Source organism: Actinocrinis sp., from assembly GCF_035946395.1.
In the GTDB taxonomy this organism is placed as follows: Bacteria; Actinomycetota; Actinomycetes; order Streptomycetales; family Catenulisporaceae; genus Actinocrinis.
Map to the genome: position 1 here is coordinate 1 of NZ_DASYZI010000415.1, position 17,511 is coordinate 17,511.

Sequence of the window (17,511 nt, forward strand, 5' to 3'; positions counted from 1 at the left end):
CAGGTCACGCGGCGCGACTGCGAGGAGTACCTGCTGGGGGTCCGGGAAAGCACGTCGCCGGCGAACCAGGCCAAGCACTACCGCAACCTGCAGCAGTTGTGGCGCTTCCTCGTCGATGTGGAGGAAGAGCTGGTCGTCTCGCCCATGGCCAAACTCGATCCGCCCTCTGTACCGGAGAAGCCCGTGCCGGTCATCCCTGACGACGATATTCGCGCACTGCTGGCTGCCTGCCACGGCAGTGGTTTCCAGGCCCGGCGTGACACCGCGATCATCCGGGCGTTCCTCGACACCGGCATGCGCAACGGCGAGATGACCGGGATCAAGGTCGAAGGCACGCTCGACAAGCTGCGTCGGCCGATCGGGCTGGACTGGCGCTACGACGTCTTCCACATCGTCGGCAAAGGCGAGCGGGCACGCGCATGCCCGTTCGGGGACAAGACCGGCCTCGCGCTGCGCCGCTACCTGCGCGTGCGCGCCCAACACCCGCACGCACACCGTGACGCACTCTGGATCGGCCGGCTCGGCCCCCTGACCGAGGCTGGCATCTACCAGATGATCGAGCGCCGCTGCGACGAGGCCAAGATCTCGCACATCTACCCCCACCAGTGGCGCCACACTTTCGCACACATCTGGAAGGCGTCCGGCGGCAGCGAGGAAGACCTCATGCGCCTGCTGGGCTGGTCCACGCGAGAGATGGCCAAACGCTACGGCGCGTCGGCCGCCAACGAACGCGCCCACGAGGCGCACAAGCGCCTATCCCTCGGAGACCGCATCTAGCGGAGGGAAGGGGAATCAAATGCAGAGGCTAAAACCCCTTCTTCTCGCAGGACTCTAATTAAGGCCTCTACTACTGCGTTTTCTGCTGCTAATGCTTGAGATACTGTCACATCGGGAAGGTTTTTCTGTAGAGCATCTTTAATGCTTCGTCGAATCGTAGATTCAGGGTCCTTGATTCGTGCCTCTGACAGGGTGATGGCCGGAGGCGGTGTTCTGTGCCTCATATACCGCTCAAGATAACCCGATGGCCAGTCAAGTGCCTGTTCAACGGCAGCCCATGTCCATGATCTACGAACGAGTGGGCGCCCACTCTCAAGTCGTGTAATAGTCGCCACGCTAGTTCCGGCGGCATCTGCTAGGTCTTGTTGGGTTCTCATGCCGAGTTCGCGGCGCCGTTCAGAGATCATTGAACCCAAATCCTTCCATGGGTTATCAGAGACCGTCACGCCCGAACTCCTTGCAGCCTAATGACTTATCAGTGGCATCAAGCCTATAGCCAGTGCTGCTCAAATCGCTTATTGCAAGTATTAATGACCCTTATAGCGGTCAGTATTGATTGCTGCTTACAAAGGTGCTACTTGCTGGTTGCTGCATCAAGATCACTTGACTGTCATGTTGACTGAGTTGCTAGTTACGCATAGTGTCTGCGTTATGCGTCTCGCCATCTCTATTGGTGAGGGCAACGAGCATGCGTCCATGCATGTGTCAATGAAGAAGGTGGTTGAGATAAGCAAGGTCGAGATAGACCTGATGGACCCTGAAGCGCGGTCTCTGCGTGGTCGACTGGCTGCGCATGCGAGTTGGGAGAAGCGCGACCGTAAGGCGCACGGCGAGAAGTTGCGCGCGGCGAAGCGCGCGAAGCACGCGCGGGAAATCGATCCGAACGGTGTCTTGCCGCCGGACGAGTTGGAGGCGCGGATCGACAGTGCGATCAAGAAGGAAAACGCGAAAGCAGCCTACGAGCGCTGGAAGAAAGAGGCGGAGAAGAAGGCGGCCGACCCGTCCGGGGCAACGGACGGGCCGGCCAGTGAGACCGCTACCACCAAGTCGGCTAGGACGGGACAGGTGTCTCAGTGAGCAGCATAGATCCAGTACCCCCGCAGCAGGAGGGGAAGGGCGCGTCGCGGTGGCGTGCCAGTGAGGTCGATCTGTATGTCTGGCAGATGCAGGTGCTTGACGACCTGACGAAGTTCGTGGAGGCGCACGGGCCGTCCAAGAGGCAGCCGCTGCCGGTGCTGAGCTGGATGGTTGGCACCACGCGGTCGGTGAGTGCTCGGTTGGTTTCGGGTCTCGACTACGACCCGGTGTCGGTTCTGCGTGCTTACGCGGCCGTGCTTGGGGTGAAGGTCATTGAGCGGCGGGAGGAGACCCAGACCAACTACCGGGTGAAGGGCGCGTTCGGCCGCAGGGAGGGCACGGCGCAGGAACCGCGCTGTCGCATGGTGATCACTATGACCGTGTACCACTCGGCGCAAGAGATCCTCTCTCACAGTGCGGGGGCCCGGTCGTGACGGCGTCAACGTCGAACCCCGGCCAGGAGGAGAGCGGCCTGGTCCGGTTGAAGCACCCGGGGTGGTGTGACTTGTCGCGGTGCACGGTGCCGGCGTTCGAGCCGCCGCAGGGCGCGTCCCATGACGCCTGGGGCGTGCATCGCAGCGCGGACCTGTCGGCGCCGGTTCAGATGCCGGTCGGCGAGGTGTTCTTGCGGCGGAGCGCCGACGCAGGTTCCACCTTCTTGTGCATGGACGGCGTGATGCTGACGCTTTCCGAGTACGAGCCGCTGATTTGGGCGCTCGTCGACGAGCACGCGTACCTCAAGTCGAAGCACTCGGCGCTGCGGCTCAAGCAGATCCGCGCGAAGGTCTCCGCCAGGCTGGCTACGGCGAAGGAGGCGCGGTCATGAAGCGGCCGATGTCGAACCCGCATCAGTACATCATCAACGATCTGCTTCAGATGGTCAGCTATCTGACCGATAATCCGGACCTGCCAATGCCTTCGGATGTTGAAGTGCGCTGGCTGGTGGGGGGTTCGGACTCGGACCGAATCGCCAAGGTGCGTGAGATGGCGCGTTGGTGGAACGTTGAGCAGGCCTGGGACGAGCCGGGACGCACCGTTTGGGCGCATTGGCGATTCTCCCGCATCAGCTGGGCTGTGATCGCGGAGTTGATGCCGCCGGCGATCGCCGCTGCGCTCGTACCGGAGCCGGCCGCGGTTGACGTCGACCAGGTGGTGCCGGAGGTCGACTGCCCGGCCTGTCGGGGCACCGGCATTGAGTATGCGGAGCGCGAGGGTGGGAGCTGCCCGCACTGCCTTGGGAGGGGCCGGCTGGTGGCGCCTTGGTTGCCTCCGGCTGAGGCAGGGGCGTCCGCGTGGTGAGGGGTGGCGGGGCGTTTGCGACCAGGGCCGCGTTGCAGCGGCGTGCGAAGCGTCGGCGTGCGGCGCGGGCGTTCAAGCGTCGCGTGTTCGAGGTCTGGTCGCAGACGGGCATGACGTGGGCCGAAGCGGCGGCATGGGTGGCCGATCCGGGCAACGAGACCATGTGTGAGGTTTGTGGCTGGACCTACAACATGGTTTGTCCGGAGTGCTCGCTCGGCTGTGCGTGCGAGGGCAGTTGCTCGGGTTGGCGTCACTCGGAGTACGAATTCGATGATGGCTGGGACGCCGACTACGCCGACCGCACCGAGTGTGAGGGTTGCGGCGCCGGCCACGAGTACGACTGCGTCTGCTACCAGCGCACTGCGGACGAGGTCGACGGCGAGCCAGAGGGCGATTACTGGCAGGAGTACAAGGACGACCAGATGCAGCCCCCGATGGAGGAGCCGCCGGACGGCTACTACGACGGGGTGGGCTGGTGACCGGCGGCAGCCTTGCGCCGGTGTATCCCCGCCCGGTCGCGATTCCGGTGCTGCGTCGGCGCGACACGGTGGAGGTTTTCCGCCGCGCGGCTGAGCGTTTGCAGACGCAGGCGATCAACAGCAACCTCGCGGAGGCGCGTCCCGAGCTCGCGCTCGCGGCGGCCGCCGGCAGCTATCGCAAGGGGCAGCTGCGGATCCCGCAACCGTGGATCCTGCCGCTGTTCCGCGACGTGATGGACCTCGGTCCGCGCGAGCTGGCGCAGTGGGAGACCGACGCGTCGTTGATGGGCCGCTCGATGGTGCTGCGCGCGATCGCGCACGCCATCGAGAACGGCGATATCCCCTAGAACTACCTGAATCGCTTGTGGGCGCCGGTCCGCACCCGGCGCCCACAAGCCTATCCGGAGGCCGCGATGAACATCGCACAGGTGTGCGAGCGTGTAAGGCGCATTGTCGCGTCCGGTCGCGGCCGCCATCGTCGCAAGCGCCGACGACGACCAGCCCGCGTTTGAGCTGTTTCACGGCACCCGTGCATCTCCCGGCCCACCGACTGTGCGGCCTGTCGTACCCATTCAGGTCCAGTGGTTGAAAGGCGCGACGTGCGACGACGGCGAGAGGTGCAGCAGGAGGAGATCCCGCCGGTTCGGATCCTGAAGCAGGATGAGTTCTCTCGACTGGTGCGCCGCGCCCATCTGCATCCGACCACCAAGCTCGTCGCGCTGCACATGATGACCTACGCCAACTTCACGGATGGCAAAGAGATCTTCCCGGGCGAGGACCTGGTGGCCGACGAGCTCGGCCGGAGTGAGCGATGCGTCCGTGAGCACCTGAAGATCCTGCGTGAGCTGCACATTCTCACGCGCGTGCGGCACAACAGCGGCCGGCGCGGCGTCTACGACGAGTACTGGCTCAGCTGGCCGCTGGACCCCGAGAAGATCACTATGCGGCTCGATCCCGACGAGGAACTGGTGCCCGAGCTGCCTCCCGCGCGCTTGTACCGCAACCGCACTAACGAGAAGCCGCACCAGGTCGGCTGAGCCTTTTCGCCGCTGGCTTGTCTATACAAGTCTGAAACCACCGGAACCGCGGCGCCGGTGGATAACCGGTGGATAACCCTGTGCATAACTAGGAATGACTACTGCCTTATATTCACAAACCACCGGAACCGCGGTTCCAAACCACCGGAACCGCGGCGCCGAACCACCGGAACCGCGGTTCCAAACCACCGGAACCGCGGTGCCATGCACCTATACCGTCTGCAGGACCAGTGGCAGGACCGAACCACACACCTCATCTGGTCACCTCACGCAACCGTCTTACGTCGCGTGCGAGGCAAGATCGAAGAAGGTCGGCGCAGAGCGCCGGCTCAACAACACTGCGCGCACGCAGACGGCAGCACGCATCGGCTGGCGGCCGGCGGCCGTGCGGTGGTCGAGAGGAAGAGCGGCGCCGAAGGCACGCAGTATCAGGGTGCGTGGGTTTGGGTTGGTGGGCTGCCGGTCGTGCTGTGCGCACCCGGGGGCGCGGCCAGGGGACGCGCACAGGGCCGCGTGGGCCCGGAGTGGCTCACGGGCTGCGGGAAGGCTTGTGGGGCGTTCTACGGCCCGCTGTGGGCTTTGGGCGTCCGGGCGGCTGTGGTGGGTCGCCCGGTTCGCACGTTTGTTCAGGCGTAGTCGGTGATTGCGTTGCGGACCATGCCGATGGTGGCGTGACCATCACCGCGGCGTGCGGCGGCCGCGATGGCGCGGTAGGGGTGGCCGGCTGTGTCGGCCGCGAGGATGGCTCGGTCGCGGCGTTCCTTCTCCGCGGTGAAGCCTTCGAGCATGTCTTGGGCGGCGCGCGCGGCGTGTGCCACGCGTTGCAGTTCGGCGGGTAGGTCCGAGACGTCGAGTGCGGTTTTCTGGGTTTCGGGGTTGGTTTTCGCGGTTTCGGTGCTCACAAAAGTTGAGTTTGACCTAGTGGTTACAGCTGCGCCACCAGGAGTCTTCGTGTCATGGCCAGGAGGAAGAGCCCGCTGCCAGTTCGCGGCAAATGTTCGCGGGGTCACACGCTCACCACGACTGCTGAACCCGGCAAGTTGACGTGGCGTGGCCCGTGTCCCGCGCAGTGGGGAACCGGGCAGTGCGGGCTCTACCTCGTGGCCCACCGGGTGAAGGAGGCCGGCGTGGCCGGCGGCGAGGGAGGGCAGGACACGGATGTCCAATCGCAGCAGGCGCCGGCCGGCGGGCGGCAACCGCGCCAGCAACCCGAACAGCAACCCGGACAGCAACCGCGGCCCGGGGCGGGTGGGGGTGATCAGCGGTACCGAGTCCGGCGAGGGTCCTACGGAAACGGTGCTGGCGCAGGCCTCGGTGCTGGGGACGTGGGCGGCCAACCAGGACCTGCAGGTGGATCAGGGCCCGTGGGGGACGGTCAGCCGGGTCCAGCTGGACGGGGACCCGGACGAGCCGGAGCTGGGGGAGAGGGTGGGTCTGGAGTTCGATCCGGATCTGGCGTTCGGCCTGCCGCAGGAGCCGCGGGCGGATCCGCTGCCGGCGGGGGCGACGCTCGACGTCGACGAGTCGGGCTCCGTGGGGTCGATGAGTCGGGGCGGCTTTACGGGGTCGTCCCCGGGCGGCGAGGGCGTGCCGAACCCCCTGCAAGCAAGGGGTAGGGCGAAGGCTTTCGCGAAGCTGGCCGCGGCTGCGGTGATGGCCGTGTCCGGGTTGCTCAACGAGCGCCTGGCCCTCGATGAGGAGGACGAGACGTGGCTGGCGGACGAGCACGACACGAAGGCGATCGGTGATCCGGCGGGGCGGTTGATCGCGCGCAAAATGCCGCTGCCGGAGGGCACGGACACCACGGACCTGGCGGACGTGATCGAGATCGCGATCGGCGCCGGCGGGTATCTGCTGAAGAACCTGATGGCGCGCGCGAGCGAGTTGCGTGAGCGGCGCCGGATGCTGCGCGAGGGCGCGGCCGCGGCCTACCCGGGGTCGTAGTGCGCCGCGGTGGTTTTTTCGATCCGGACCGTGGTGCGTTCTTCTTCCTTTCCGGGCGTAAGGGTTCGGGCAAGTCGGTGTTGGCACGCCGCCTGTTCGACTCGTACCCGTACGACAAGTTGGTGATTGATCCGACCGGGGATGTTCGGCAGAACCTGCGGGACGAGGGTGTGCGGTTCGTCGACTTGAGCATGCCCATGCCGGTGCGGTTCCCGACTGATCCGGACGGGCGGGCGGTCACCGCGGTGTTCGTGCCCGACATGGGCTCCGCGGAGGCTGAGGACGAGATGGACCGGGCCCTGGGTTTGTGCCTGCGGGGTGGTCCGCGCTGTGCCTGGATCGACGAGATCGGGATCCTGAGCCGGCCCGGGCGCACCCCGCCGAACCTGCGCCGCGCGCTGCACCATGGCCGGCACGACAAGCTGACTTTGATCGAGGCCGGTCCGCGGCCGAAGGACATTGATCCGCTGTGCATTTCGCAGGCGGACGAGGTGATGACCTTCGACACCCCCAACCCCATGGACCGCAAGCGGATCGCGGAGAACATCGGCTGGCCCCCCGAGTTGTTCGACCAGGCTGTGTTCGATTTGGGCAAGCACGAGTACCTGTGGCACCACCAGGAAGAGCACACCCTCACCCACATGCCCAAGCTGCCGCCGCGGCGGCACGCCTACCCGGCCGGCCCGGTCAACCAGCCGACGTTCTGACGCTCCCGCAAGCGTTTCTGACACAAAACCCGTGTTTGACCAGGGGATTACACGCGTTTGACCTGTTGGTCACGCGGTCCGGCTCCGGAATCTGCGGTTGACACCTGCGATGCCGCCTTGTGCTGCCGCACCCGTTCGTCCGCACCTCGGAGGAGTTATGCCGTCTGGCAAGTTGCTCGCCTGGATCGTCGTGATCGCGCTCGCGGTGGACCTGGGCCTGGAGCACTACAAGGCCAGTAAGGGCTAAGTGCTCATGCGTCGTCACGTCTCGTTCTGGTTGGCCGTTGCCGGTGTTGCCGTGCTGGCCAATTTCGCCCTGGAAGCGGTCGCCGGTTCTTCGCCGGGTTTGGCGCGCTTCACCGCCTTCACCCATAGGGGAGCCTCCTGATGGCCCGCCGCCGCTCTCGGGGCTCCACCACCCCGAGCAACACGCCCACCATGACGATGCAGGGCATTGAGGTGCCCACGTCGTCCGTGAATCCGAAGCTGTTTTTCCAGCTCACCCGCCGCCAGCACGCGGCGCAGACCACGTTCACCTGGGCGGGTCTGGGCTTGATCGATCACGTGGAGATGCGCCAGACCGGCATCGTGGCCGGTGTCACCGTGAAGCTGGCCGGTTCGCTGGTGGTCACCCCTGGTACCGGCACGGTCGCCTCCACCATGAACTGGCCGTACAACGTGCTGAAGCTGGCGAAGTTCGCGGCCAACGGTCAGTCGAACTTGATCAACGCGTCCGGGCACTCGCTCAAGGCGCGTGAGTACATGCAGCGTGGTGACCTGACGGACCGCGGGGTGCCGGCGAACATCGGCGGCGCGTCCCCGGGCACGCAGGTTTATCAGGGCACGATGAAGCTGAACAACGAGTCCTGGGGCGTCGGACAGAACGTGACCGCGATCGGTGCGGGCACGTACGACGTTGAGCTGGAGTGGTGGATCCCGATCGCCCACGACAAGACCACGCTCACGGGTGCGATTTTCGCGCAGACCTCCGCGACCAACCTGGACCTGGAGCTGGACTGGGCGGCGCTGACCGACATTTTCACGTTGACCGGCAACGCGACCGTCACCCTGTCCTCGACGATCATCGCGATCCCGGAGCTGTACACGATTCCGGAGGTCGGCAACGGCCAGGTCGTGGTTCCGGACCTCAGTGTGTTCCACTCGCTGATCGAGACCCGGTACACCGCGGTGGGCAACACGGTCAACGAGGTGCGCCTGTCCGGTCAGGGTGTGGGCAAGCAGCTGCTGCGCATTTACGGGCAGTTGTGGAATGGTGCGGCCCCTGGTGCGCCGGTGCCGGTGAACAACACCAACTTCGGCCAGATCGGGTGGCGTTACGGCACCAACGACACTCCCGAGGTGTGGCCGGACGGGCGCGCCAACGCGTTCTGGCTGGAGAAGCTGATCGACCAGGACCTCTCCAGCCTGCAGGGGTTCTTCGGGATCGACTGGGTCAACGAGAACGCGTTCAGGGACAGCATCGACGAGGGCACCGCGACCGAGCTGCGGCTGGTGCTCGAAGTGCTCGCCGCGGTCTCGCTGAGCAACCCGGTCCTGAAGTACACGCAGGAGATCATGACCATCGGCAGCGCTGCGTAAGGGGCCTGTCATGGACTTCTCCCAGCTCAACCCCACCGAGCTTTACGGGATTCCCGCTGGCGGCCGCACCGCCGCGGCCAACGGCGGGGGTGGCGACGTGCTGCCGCACACCGACGCGATGGTGGGCGACAACGCGATGGTCCCGTGGCACCCCGACAGCCCCGTGTTCTGGGTGGTGATCCTCGGCGCGGCCACCGTCCTGGGGATTGTCGGGGCTTCTCTCGACGTGCGCGCCGGCAAGCGCCACGCCTCCGTGAAAGTAGGAGACTGACCATGTCCGACGACGTCCAGGACACCACCCCCGCGGCCGCGCCCGTCGACCAGGCCCCCACCGCGGCCGCGCCGGCGCTCGACCCGGCGACCGCCGCGGCGATCGCGCACATCGTGGTGACCGCGATGCATGCGGCCACCCCGCCAGCGCCCCCGGTCACACCGGTCGACGTGCCCGCGCCGAAGGCTGCCCGCGCGCTCGCGGCCCCGGCCGCGGAGCCAGTCGACGAGGTGCCGTACACGGAGGTGTTCAAGCCCGGCAGCCTGGCCGTGCACACCTACGACCATTTCGGCAGGACCCGTCACCAGATCATGCTCGTGGTCGACGTGTACCAGGTGCCGGTCGTGGACCCGCGCACGGCGCAGGTCACCGGGGTGCAGGACCGCGTGCGGATGCTGCAGCTGGGTGTGGCGGATGAGCTGGCGGACCTGCCGGCCGACGCGCCGGCTTTGCTGCCCGCCGCCGAGTTCTACGCGGAGGACGCGGCCTGATGGCCCGCCGCGCCCCCACCGCCGCACCCGCCCCGGCCGCGCCCGCGGCCGCGGGCGGGCCGCAGTCCCCGGCACCGGCCGCCGCGACCCTGGGCGCTGGGGTGTCGATGTCGGGCGGCCGGTCGACGTCGCGCCAGTTCAACGCTCCCGGGTGGGCGCCCACCGCGGGCGGGATCGTGCTCGGTGTGCTGGCGGACATCCTGTTCGTGCAGTACATGCGCGGTGGCTGGAGCGAGGTGAAGGCCTGGCTCGGCGCGAAGTTCCTCAACCAGGTCACCGGCAGTGCTGTCGGCGGCGGTTCGGGCGCGGGTGGCGCGGTGGGCAACGCGATCGGGCGCGGCGCCACGCAGCTCGGGCAGCTCTACGGCGGTGGCTCGGGTGGCGCGTCGACGGCACCGAGCCCGGGTCACCCGGCGGAGGCGCGATGAACGCCGGCGGCCTGGTGCTCGCGATCGGCGGCGTGTGGCTGCTCGCGCAGATCCTCAAGGGCCGGCTGCTGCAGCGCCTCGGCATCCTGCCGTCAGGGGGCTGAGGTGAGCAGTGCCAGCGGGATCATCGGGGGCGCCCTGGTCCTGGGCACCCTGCAACTGGTGTTGTCCAGCCAGAAAGCGACCACCGCGTTCGGGAAGATCGCGACCGTGCCGGCGGGCTTGCTGGCGAAGGTCATGGATGCGGGCGTGGCCGCGATCCCCGACCACTCGACCACGGCGCCGAGCTCGGCCAGTACCACGGGGAGTTCGTCGAGCAACGCCACGGCGGCCAGCTACATCCCGCCGCCGAGCTCCCTGCCGCTGCCCTCCCAACCGACCACCCTCAGCGTGTAAGGACACTGCCATGGGGAAGAAGATCCTGTTCTACTCCGCCGGACTGATCGCGCTGTACCTGATCGTGGTCAACGCGGCCGGTTTCACCTCGGACGTCAACGCGTCCGCGACCGGCGCCACGAGCCTGGTCAAGGGCTTCCAGGGGCGGGGGTAACCGATGCCCAACCTCTTTAGGCCCCGCGCCGCGCGGGTCACGGTCACGGTGCGCGCGCCGCACCCGGTCAGCCAGTACATGGCCGCGTCGCTCGGGCAGATCTACGGGCGCGCGATCGCGGGGCACAACGGCGCGTTCCGCTACGGCATGCCCGGGATCGCGACCAACCGCAGCAAGTACGGCGGGTACGTGTTCCCGCCCCAGATGTTCATGGGCTGGAACCCCAAGCGGGTGGCGGGCGGCGTGATCCGCTACAAGCCCGCGGCGCTGCCGGCGACCGCGCCCACCGACCCGGGCGACAACCCGCTGCAGAACGCTGTCGCCACCATCGCCGCGGGAGCTGGTCTTGGCTACTAAACCCCCGGCCCCGCCCCTGCCCCCGGCTGGTGGTGGTGGGGGTCGCACGGTGCTGCATGGTGTGGGTGGGCGCAACCCGTGGCTGCTGCTGGGTGGCGGCGGCGCGCTGGTGGTGGTCGTGGTCGCCCTGGCCCGCCGCTCCAGTGCGGCCAACAGCCAGGGTGCGACCACCGCGGCCAACCCGACCGGCACCTACGACAGCAGCCTGAACGATTTCGAGGGCTACTTCCAGGACCAGCTCAGCAACCTGCAGCAGCAGATCGCCAACCAGCCGGCCCCCACCAGTGCGCCGCTGCCGGTCAGCCAGGGCCCGAACCCACCGGCCAAGGCGGGCGCGCCCACCCCCGTGTTCGCGCCCGCGCCGGCGCCGCGGCCTGCCGCGTCGCGGACGCAGGACATTGTGCGGGTGCAGTCCGGCAACACCCTGTCCGGGATCGCCGCCAAGTTCGGCGAGACCTGGCAGCAAGTGTGGGCGTACAACCTGCAGCCCGGAGTGCGCTCCGCCGCCGATGAGGCGACGCTGCGCAAGCGTGGCGCGAACCTGATTGTGCCCGGCGAGCAGATCTACATCCCGAAGAAGTAGAGCCGTGACCAGCCAATACGCGAACAACCAGGGTTATGGGCTCGGCGCGCAGACCGTGGCCTACGCCGCCCGGTTCCTGGGTGTGCCATACGTGTGGGGCGGCACCACCCCGGCGGGCTTCGACTGCAGCGGCCTGGTCCAGTTCGTTGACGAGCATTTCGGGATCACCCTGCCGCGCACCAGCCAGGAACAAGCCACCGCGGGCGTCGCGGTCGCCAGCAACGCGCTGCAGCCCGGGGACCTGATTTTCTACAACGAGCCCGGTGAGGGCGCCAACAGCCATGAGGCGATCTACGCGGGCAACGGGCAGAGCATCGAGGCCCCGCACACCGGCGCCAGCGTCCAGTACGCGCCCGTGGACTGGTCGCATTTCGCCGGCGCGCGCCGCGTCACCGGCACCACCGCGGCGGGCTCGGCGACCAACGCCACCACCGCGGCGGCCGGCACCGCGCAGGCCAGCAGTACCTCGTGGTGGAACCCGTTGTCGTGGGGCTCGTCGGTCACCGACACGGTCAAAACCCTGGCCGTGTCCATCCCGCTGGTGCTTGGCGCGGTCGCGATTCTCGTGGTCGGCCTGTGGAAGACCTTTGATCTGCCCAAACCCCAAGGCGTCCCGGTCCCGGTGCCGGTGTAGGAGCGGAGAGTCATCCATGTCACGCCATGAGCAAATGCTGCTCGATGTCCTGCACCAGGTGCAGTTGCAGTTGGGCACCACGGCTACCGCGTTTCGGGAACTGCGGCACACCAAGGTCCTGGAGACCGCGAGCTTCAAGTTCAACACGGCCGGTGTGATCAGCCGGGACTACCCGGTGCCCTACAGCGCGGTCACCATTGTCTCGCAGTCCAGTGCGAAACTGACCGCGGCCAACCAGCCCAACGCCGGTGCCGCGCCGAGCGAGGGTCAGGGCACCGCGATCGTGGGCCCCTACGGGTCAGGCACCTACAACCTGGCCGGCCGGTCTCTGACGCTTTACGGCAACCCGGGCGACTACGTCACCATCACCGTTTACGCCTGCCCGCAGACGCCCGCGGCCGCGCCCGGAGCGGTCGCCATCACTGGCACCGCGGCTGTTTCCGGCAGTGTCACCACGGTCACACCCGCCACCAGTGATCTTTACACCGAGGCTCCCGCGTCGCGCACCACCAGCGGCAACACCGCGACCCTCACTTGGCCCGCGAACGTGACCGAGGCCTTCGTCGGGGTGAATGTCACCGGGTTCGCCGGCGGAACCAACGTGGTGATCAGCCTGCAGCAGCAGGACGCCAACGGCATTTTCCAAACCATCGCCTCTACTGCCGCGCTGACCGCTGTGGGCACCGCGGTGCTCGCGGTCGGTCCCGGGCAAACCAACGGCGTGCTGCTGCGCTCCGGCGGTGCTTACCGCCTGGCGTGGACCGTGACTGGCACGTTCACCACCCTGACCTTCCAGCTCGGCGTGAGCGCCCGGTGACCTTGCAGAACGTTTACATCCTGCTGGCGATCGCGTTCGGTGGGGGAGGACTGGCCGGCCTGGTGCGTGGACTGTGGCGCTTGGCTGGCGCGGCCCACAAGCTGCTGGGCGCCATGAACGACAACACCGCGGTCACTGCCAAAGTCGCCCGGGACCTGGCCAGGTGGCGCAAAAGCAGCCGGCGGCGGGACCGCGAACTGGAGCGGCGCATCACGCACCTGGAGGAGGCTCACCGTGTCCACACGCAACCCGCTGCGGATCCACGACCACCACACCGCCGTGCTCGTCGGCCTGGCCCTGACCGCCGCCGGCGGATGGGTCCTGTTTGACGCCTATGAGGGCCGCGGCCGCAACCGCCCGTTCCTGATGAAGTTCCTCGGCTCCGGCTGGACGTGATGCTCCCATGGTGTTGCCCCGCCCCGTCCAGCTGTCCCGCGGCGTCGAGCTGCGTGTCATCGACTACAGGGTCGAGACCATGGAGGCTGAGGCCGACGTGACCGGGACCGCGACGCTCACCACGAAATTCGCGGTCGATCCGGACAAGATCTGGCGCGGCGAGCGCCTGGTTGTGCAGTCCAACTCGGTGAACAAACTCACCCTGCAGGTCACTGACGGCTCCACACCCGGTGCCGGCAACATCAACCTCGGGTTGCGTGACTTCGGCCTGGAGCCCGCGGGCTTCCCGCAGGTCGCCGAGTATCCGAGCATGCTCACGCTGCTCGGCAGTCAGCAGTTCACCCTGATCGCCACCGGCGCCAACCAGGGCGACATCGTGGGCGCCTCGTTCCAGTACGCCATCGTGATGAAAGTGCCGGTGCCCCTGTGAGCTTCCGTTCCCTGATCGCAGACCTCGTGCTTGGCGGCAACCTCGCCAACGCCTACAACCTCACCGGCACCATCACCCTTGGAGACCCCACACGGGGGCACCTGGTCATCAACGGCGCCACCCAAGCCATCCTGCTCTACACCTCCCCCACCACCCTGGCTGTGTCCATCGCGCCCACGGGCGGCATCGACCCCAACGGCATCCACTACCCCTCGGGCGTGGCCTTCTTCGACCCCACCAACCATGCCCAGATCGCCGTGTGGGACGAGTTCGCTGGTTTCTCCATCAGCAACACGGCCGGCGTCAGCAGCACCGGCCAAACCCTCGCCTTGACCGCCGCCCCGGCGAACTTCAACTCGGGCGGCGCCGTACCCGCGGGCACCAATCCCGCGTTCGTGCGGGCCTTCTTCGGTTACCTGCTGGCCGGCATGGACGCCCTCGTGGTCAGCTCCCCGATCAGCCGACCACCCATCGACACGGACAACAGCTCGATCGCCCTCGCACTGAGCCAGGGCAATGCTGTCGACGGCGCCCTAGCCCAGTTCCAGTTCCTCGCCACCAGCATCACCGCGGTGCTCGCGCAGATCGACAAAACCGGGTTCAACATCAAGGCCGGCGCTGTCACCGCACCCCAACCCGGCGGCACCATCGGCCAAAGCGAAACCTGGCACACCGCCACCGTCGTCAACGCCAACTGGACCAACACTGGTGCAGCCCAACCACTGCGCTACCGGCGCGAGGGAATCGCCGGCGGCATCGTGCGCCTGTCCGGCGAACTGCTGACCACCGGCGTCGGCCCCTGGCCCGCCAGTACCACCCTGGTCAGCCTCGGCGCCAACTACGCGCCCCTCCAAGGCACCCCGTTCATCACACGCTCAGACATCGCCGTTGCCGCCGGCAACGACACCGTCAACGTCCTGAACACCGGCAACATCCAGAACGGCCAGGCCTTCACCGCCGCAGGCCAACGACTCTTCTTCGACGGCATCACCTACCCCGTCGACTAGGCGCCGACAGCCCGCGCTGCGCTACAGTCAACCCCGCAGCGAATTCCCGCAATGGCAGCGCCCGCCCCGCCATCCCCCCCGGCGGAGCGGGCGTGCGGCATTCTGGGCATATGACGATCACTGAGAGGTTCGCCGGACGCGCCGACGGCACGGAATGGCGCGGCGTACTACAAGACCAACTCGCCTACCGCGAGCTCGCGGCCCACATCAACGAGTTCCCGTGGGACCGCTCCGCGCTCTGCAACCGCAGCCGGTTTTGCATCCTCGCCTGGCACCACTCCGGCCCGTGCCTGGCATTCATGCAGCTGCAGAACATCCCGCGAGACCCCACGCTCCCTCCGGAACATCAGGACCCAGAAACCAGCGCCTGAGCGCGCACATCTCCTCATAGGTCAACTGCACGGATCCCGTCGGCTTGACGATCTGCCAACGCACGCGCGTCGCACTATCCGTCCTGGCCAGCCCTGCGTATGCGCTAACCCACAGGCCCGGCGCGATCTCCTGAGGGTCGCTGCTCACGTGCGCCATCGTAGATCACAGCACCGACAGCTACGGCTCGACGTCGGTCTCCTCGACCATGATCTGAATGGAAACGCGGCGGCGGATATGCCTCTCCCTACCGTCCGCGCCCCACCCGCGCCAGTACGAGTCGAGGCAGATCGTGTCCGGTGACTCGAGGAACACGCCGCTGACCACCGGAACCCCGTCAGCCCACCGGTAGCTACTGGTCGGCGGCAGGAACACGCTCAGCACCTTGTGCATGCTCTCGGTGCGCAGCGCGTCAGCCTCGCGTGACGCCATGGTCGCTTCCCTCCCGGGCCCCGGTACTCCCACCCGGACCCCCGCTAACTCGCAACTTCTCGACGCCGAGTCTCCTGTGAATCAAAGGCGAGCGCTACTGTTCTCCTAAGATTCGAAGGAGGACAGTGTGAGCAAGTGGCTTGACATAGCCGACTGGGTAGGCCCCACCACCAACGAGACCCCCGGCGGCATGGAGCACATCGTCGGCCTGGTCCTGCACATCCAGCAGGGCAACCAACAGGGCTCGATCGCCTGGTGCAAGAACCCGGCCTCGCAGGTCTCGGCGCACTTCTTCGTGCCCAAGGTCGGCCGGCCCCAGCAACTGGTCGACACCGCGGACGAGGCATGGGCGCAAGCCGGCGGCAACGCGCACTGGCTCTCGATCGAGAACGAGGGCTACAGCGGCCAGGACCTCACGGCCGGCCAAATCCAGGCCTGCGCGACGCTGCTGGCGCGCGCCCACCACCAGTACGGCGTGCCGCTGCAGAACGCCGACGCCATCAACAGCGCCGGCCTGGGCTGGCACGGCATGGGCGGCGACCAGTGGGGCGGACACCCCGACTGCCCCGGCGCCCCCGTCATCGCACAACGCCCCGTGATCATCGCCCACGCCGAACTGCTGCTGGGCATGGGCGGCGGGCACATCCCGCCCATCCCCGCGCGCCCCGCCCCGCCCTGGCCCGGACGCGTGTTCGTCAGCCCCCTGGACCCACCCGTCATCGGTGCCGACGTCCTGGACTGGCAGCGGCGCATGCAACTACGCGGCTGGATCATCACCGCGGACGGCGAATACGGCCCACAGTCCAGAACCGTGTGCCTGGCCTTCCAACGGGACTCGAACGCCCACGACTGGGACCTTGCGGAAGACGGCGAGGTGGGCCCCGAGACCTGGCGCGCCAGCTGGGAACGGCCAGTGAGCGCATGAACCCCTTCGTACACGAGCTCGACCGCGTCGAAGAGGACTTGCAGCCCTACGCGCGCACCGCGCTCGCCCGCGGCCGCCGCTTCCTGGCCGCCTACCTGCCCGCGCTGTTCACCGCGCTCTGGACAGCCCACTCCAGCCTCACCCCCGGCCTGATCATGAGCACCGACGCAAGCGTCGTGGTCGCCATCCTCGGCGAGCTCGACCCCTCTATCCCCTGGTCGACCATCGTCCAGATGCTCGACCGCCGCCGCCACAGCGAACCCGTCCTACCCCCGGGGAAGGGCGCCGGCACATGAAGCCACGCACCTTCCGGCAAGCATTCGCGGAGAAGTCCGGCGAGGAACTCGGCCGCGGAATCGGCCAACTCCCGTTCGTCGCGATGTTCGGCGCGGTCATCCTCGCCCCGTACGCTATCGGCGAATGGTTCGGGCGGCGCGAACGCCGCGGCCGCGAGGAGTACCAAGCCCTGTGCGACGAAGTCGCCGAGCACCGCGAAGACCCGGACTACGTGATGGGCACCGATACCGTCGGCCGACGCACGATGCGCCGACGGCCGCGATCAGCCGACGTCGAGAGGAAGGCAGGCACGTGAACGAGCGCACCAGCCGCTACCGCCTGCGAATCCAGGTCGACATCGAAGAGCTCGACGACCATGGCGGATGGACGGGCGGACGGCTCGGAGTCAAGGAAGAGGCCCAGCTCGATCTGGACAGCTTCACCGAGATCGCAGCAGTCCTCGGCCGCTTTCACGATCTCAACGCAGCAATCAAGCGAGAACGAACATCAAAGTACTCGACAAAAACGGGTTCCTAACGACCTGCGTAGACACAGGGTCGCATAGCGTAGGGCAGGCAGAGTCCTCATAATCCTTGGGTCGTGGGTTCGAGTCCCACCCGCCCTAC

31 protein-coding genes are annotated in these 17,511 nt (G+C 67.3%); 28 read left to right on the plus strand and 3 right to left on the minus strand.

The annotated features are described in order from the left end of the window. On the plus strand, positions 1-777 hold a 777-nt coding region (locus VGS97_RS26095; protein ID WP_326856305.1), incomplete at its 5' end, for a site-specific integrase. On the opposite strand, the gene VGS97_RS29860 is transcribed toward VGS97_RS26095, so the two are convergent. Then, complete coding sequence (locus tag VGS97_RS29860; RefSeq protein ID WP_414641836.1) at positions 774-1,184, minus strand: helix-turn-helix transcriptional regulator; 411 nt, start codon at positions 1,182-1,184, stop codon at positions 774-776. The two genes, VGS97_RS26095 and VGS97_RS29860, sit on opposite strands and share 4 nt — an antisense overlap. Before the next feature lie 244 nt (positions 1,185-1,428). Here VGS97_RS29860 and VGS97_RS26100 point away from each other — a divergent pair, with 244 nt between their 5' ends. The 7 genes from VGS97_RS26100 (at position 1,429) to VGS97_RS26130 (ending at position 4,669) form a co-directional block, all read left to right on the plus strand. Beyond that, positions 1,429-1,854, plus strand: coding sequence for a hypothetical protein (locus VGS97_RS26100; protein ID WP_326856306.1), 426 nt, complete (start codon positions 1,429-1,431; stop codon positions 1,852-1,854). Positions 1,855-1,940: 86 nt separating this feature from the next. Further along, complete coding sequence (locus VGS97_RS26105) at positions 1,941-2,288, plus strand: hypothetical protein (RefSeq protein ID WP_326856307.1); 348 nt, start codon at positions 1,941-1,943, stop codon at positions 2,286-2,288. Continuing rightward, entirely contained in the window at positions 2,285-2,680 is a 396-nt protein-coding gene (locus VGS97_RS26110) for a hypothetical protein (RefSeq protein ID WP_326856308.1), read from the plus strand. The genes VGS97_RS26105 and VGS97_RS26110 overlap by 4 nt, the downstream gene beginning before the upstream one ends. Further along, entirely contained in the window at positions 2,677-3,153 is a 477-nt protein-coding gene (locus VGS97_RS26115; protein ID WP_326856309.1) for a hypothetical protein, read from the plus strand. The genes VGS97_RS26110 and VGS97_RS26115 overlap by 4 nt, the downstream gene beginning before the upstream one ends. After that, positions 3,147-3,632 carry a hypothetical protein gene (locus tag VGS97_RS26120; protein WP_326856310.1) on the plus strand — a complete coding sequence of 162 codons (486 nt, stop codon included), beginning with the start codon at positions 3,147-3,149 and terminating at the stop codon, positions 3,630-3,632. The genes VGS97_RS26115 and VGS97_RS26120 overlap by 7 nt, the downstream gene beginning before the upstream one ends. Then, positions 3,629-3,979, plus strand: coding sequence for a hypothetical protein (locus VGS97_RS26125; protein WP_326856311.1), 351 nt, complete (start codon positions 3,629-3,631; stop codon positions 3,977-3,979). Before VGS97_RS26120 ends, VGS97_RS26125 begins: the two co-directional genes overlap by 4 nt. A gap of 270 nt (positions 3,980-4,249) precedes the next feature. After that, complete coding sequence (locus VGS97_RS26130; protein ID WP_326856312.1) at positions 4,250-4,669, plus strand: hypothetical protein; 420 nt, start codon at positions 4,250-4,252, stop codon at positions 4,667-4,669. Positions 4,670-5,295: 626 nt separating this feature from the next. Here the strand turns inward: VGS97_RS26130 and VGS97_RS26135 are convergent. After that, the gene (locus tag VGS97_RS26135; RefSeq protein WP_326856313.1) at positions 5,296-5,571 is read right to left on the minus strand and encodes a hypothetical protein; all 276 of its coding nucleotides are present in this window, start codon (positions 5,569-5,571) and stop codon (positions 5,296-5,298) included. A 256-nt stretch (positions 5,572-5,827) separates the two neighbouring features. Here VGS97_RS26135 and VGS97_RS26140 point away from each other — a divergent pair, with 256 nt between their 5' ends. The 16 genes from VGS97_RS26140 to VGS97_RS26215 all read left to right on the plus strand — a co-directional run bounded on the left by VGS97_RS26140 (position 5,828) and on the right by VGS97_RS26215 (position 15,254). Then, a complete protein-coding gene (locus VGS97_RS26140) occupies positions 5,828-6,613 on the plus strand; it encodes a hypothetical protein (RefSeq protein WP_326856314.1) in 786 nt (261 codons plus the stop codon). Then, positions 6,613-7,320: a hypothetical protein gene (locus VGS97_RS26145; protein WP_326856315.1), complete on the plus strand. Its 708-nt coding sequence runs from the start codon at positions 6,613-6,615 to the stop codon at positions 7,318-7,320. Before VGS97_RS26140 ends, VGS97_RS26145 begins: the two co-directional genes overlap by 1 nt. A 387-nt stretch (positions 7,321-7,707) precedes the next feature. Further along, positions 7,708-8,919, plus strand: coding sequence for a hypothetical protein (locus VGS97_RS26150; protein ID WP_326856316.1), 1,212 nt, complete (start codon positions 7,708-7,710; stop codon positions 8,917-8,919). 10 nt (positions 8,920-8,929) lie between these two features. Continuing rightward, on the plus strand, positions 8,930-9,190 hold the full coding sequence (locus VGS97_RS26155; RefSeq protein WP_326856317.1) for a hypothetical protein: 261 nt from the start codon (positions 8,930-8,932) through the stop codon (positions 9,188-9,190). A 2-nt stretch (positions 9,191-9,192) separates the two neighbouring features. After that, complete coding sequence (locus VGS97_RS26160) at positions 9,193-9,681, plus strand: hypothetical protein (protein WP_326856318.1); 489 nt, start codon at positions 9,193-9,195, stop codon at positions 9,679-9,681. Beyond that, positions 9,681-10,109, plus strand: coding sequence for a hypothetical protein (locus VGS97_RS26165; RefSeq protein WP_326856319.1), 429 nt, complete (start codon positions 9,681-9,683; stop codon positions 10,107-10,109). The genes VGS97_RS26160 and VGS97_RS26165 overlap by 1 nt, the downstream gene beginning before the upstream one ends. A 105-nt stretch (positions 10,110-10,214) precedes the next feature. After that, the gene (locus VGS97_RS26170) at positions 10,215-10,505 is read left to right on the plus strand and encodes a hypothetical protein (protein WP_326856320.1); all 291 of its coding nucleotides are present in this window, start codon (positions 10,215-10,217) and stop codon (positions 10,503-10,505) included. A 10-nt stretch (positions 10,506-10,515) separates the two neighbouring features. Further along, on the plus strand, positions 10,516-10,659 hold the full coding sequence (locus tag VGS97_RS26175) for a hypothetical protein (RefSeq protein WP_326856321.1): 144 nt from the start codon (positions 10,516-10,518) through the stop codon (positions 10,657-10,659). A 3-nt stretch (positions 10,660-10,662) separates the two neighbouring features. Then, a complete protein-coding gene (locus tag VGS97_RS26180; RefSeq protein WP_326856322.1) occupies positions 10,663-11,016 on the plus strand; it encodes a hypothetical protein in 354 nt (117 codons plus the stop codon). Beyond that, positions 11,006-11,599, plus strand: coding sequence for a LysM domain-containing protein (locus VGS97_RS26185; RefSeq protein WP_326856323.1), 594 nt, complete (start codon positions 11,006-11,008; stop codon positions 11,597-11,599). Before VGS97_RS26180 ends, VGS97_RS26185 begins: the two co-directional genes overlap by 11 nt. Positions 11,600-11,603: 4 nt before the next feature. Beyond that, positions 11,604-12,233: a C40 family peptidase gene (locus VGS97_RS26190; RefSeq protein WP_326856324.1), complete on the plus strand. Its 630-nt coding sequence runs from the start codon at positions 11,604-11,606 to the stop codon at positions 12,231-12,233. Positions 12,234-12,249: 16 nt separating this feature from the next. Further along, complete coding sequence (locus VGS97_RS26195) at positions 12,250-13,050, plus strand: hypothetical protein (RefSeq protein ID WP_326856325.1); 801 nt, start codon at positions 12,250-12,252, stop codon at positions 13,048-13,050. A 234-nt stretch (positions 13,051-13,284) separates the two neighbouring features. Further along, a complete protein-coding gene (locus tag VGS97_RS26200) occupies positions 13,285-13,446 on the plus strand; it encodes a hypothetical protein (RefSeq protein WP_326856326.1) in 162 nt (53 codons plus the stop codon). A 10-nt stretch (positions 13,447-13,456) separates the two neighbouring features. After that, positions 13,457-13,876, plus strand: coding sequence for a hypothetical protein (locus VGS97_RS26205; RefSeq protein ID WP_326856327.1), 420 nt, complete (start codon positions 13,457-13,459; stop codon positions 13,874-13,876). Next, positions 13,873-14,883: a hypothetical protein gene (locus tag VGS97_RS26210; protein ID WP_326856328.1), complete on the plus strand. Its 1,011-nt coding sequence runs from the start codon at positions 13,873-13,875 to the stop codon at positions 14,881-14,883. The genes VGS97_RS26205 and VGS97_RS26210 overlap by 4 nt, the downstream gene beginning before the upstream one ends. Positions 14,884-14,993: 110 nt before the next feature. Next, positions 14,994-15,254: a hypothetical protein gene (locus VGS97_RS26215; protein WP_326856329.1), complete on the plus strand. Its 261-nt coding sequence runs from the start codon at positions 14,994-14,996 to the stop codon at positions 15,252-15,254. A gap of 178 nt (positions 15,255-15,432) precedes the next feature. Here the strand turns inward: VGS97_RS26215 and VGS97_RS26220 are convergent, their stop codons facing one another. Further along, positions 15,433-15,684, minus strand: a complete 252-nt coding sequence (locus VGS97_RS26220; RefSeq protein WP_326856330.1) for a hypothetical protein — start codon at positions 15,682-15,684, stop codon at positions 15,433-15,435. Positions 15,685-15,811: 127 nt separating this feature from the next. Between VGS97_RS26220 and VGS97_RS26225 the strand changes: the two genes are divergently transcribed. The 4 genes from VGS97_RS26225 to VGS97_RS26240 are packed head-to-tail and all read left to right on the plus strand — an operon-like array spanning position 15,812 to position 17,422. Further along, positions 15,812-16,609, plus strand: a complete 798-nt coding sequence (locus VGS97_RS26225) for a peptidoglycan recognition protein family protein (RefSeq protein ID WP_326856331.1) — start codon at positions 15,812-15,814, stop codon at positions 16,607-16,609. Further along, positions 16,606-16,905 carry a hypothetical protein gene (locus VGS97_RS26230; RefSeq protein WP_326856332.1) on the plus strand — a complete coding sequence of 100 codons (300 nt, stop codon included), beginning with the start codon at positions 16,606-16,608 and terminating at the stop codon, positions 16,903-16,905. The genes VGS97_RS26225 and VGS97_RS26230 overlap by 4 nt, the downstream gene beginning before the upstream one ends. After that, entirely contained in the window at positions 16,902-17,201 is a 300-nt protein-coding gene (locus tag VGS97_RS26235; protein ID WP_326856333.1) for a hypothetical protein, read from the plus strand. Before VGS97_RS26230 ends, VGS97_RS26235 begins: the two co-directional genes overlap by 4 nt. Next, positions 17,198-17,422, plus strand: coding sequence for a hypothetical protein (locus VGS97_RS26240; RefSeq protein ID WP_326856334.1), 225 nt, complete (start codon positions 17,198-17,200; stop codon positions 17,420-17,422). Before VGS97_RS26235 ends, VGS97_RS26240 begins: the two co-directional genes overlap by 4 nt. The last annotated feature ends 89 nt before the right edge of the window (positions 17,423-17,511 follow it).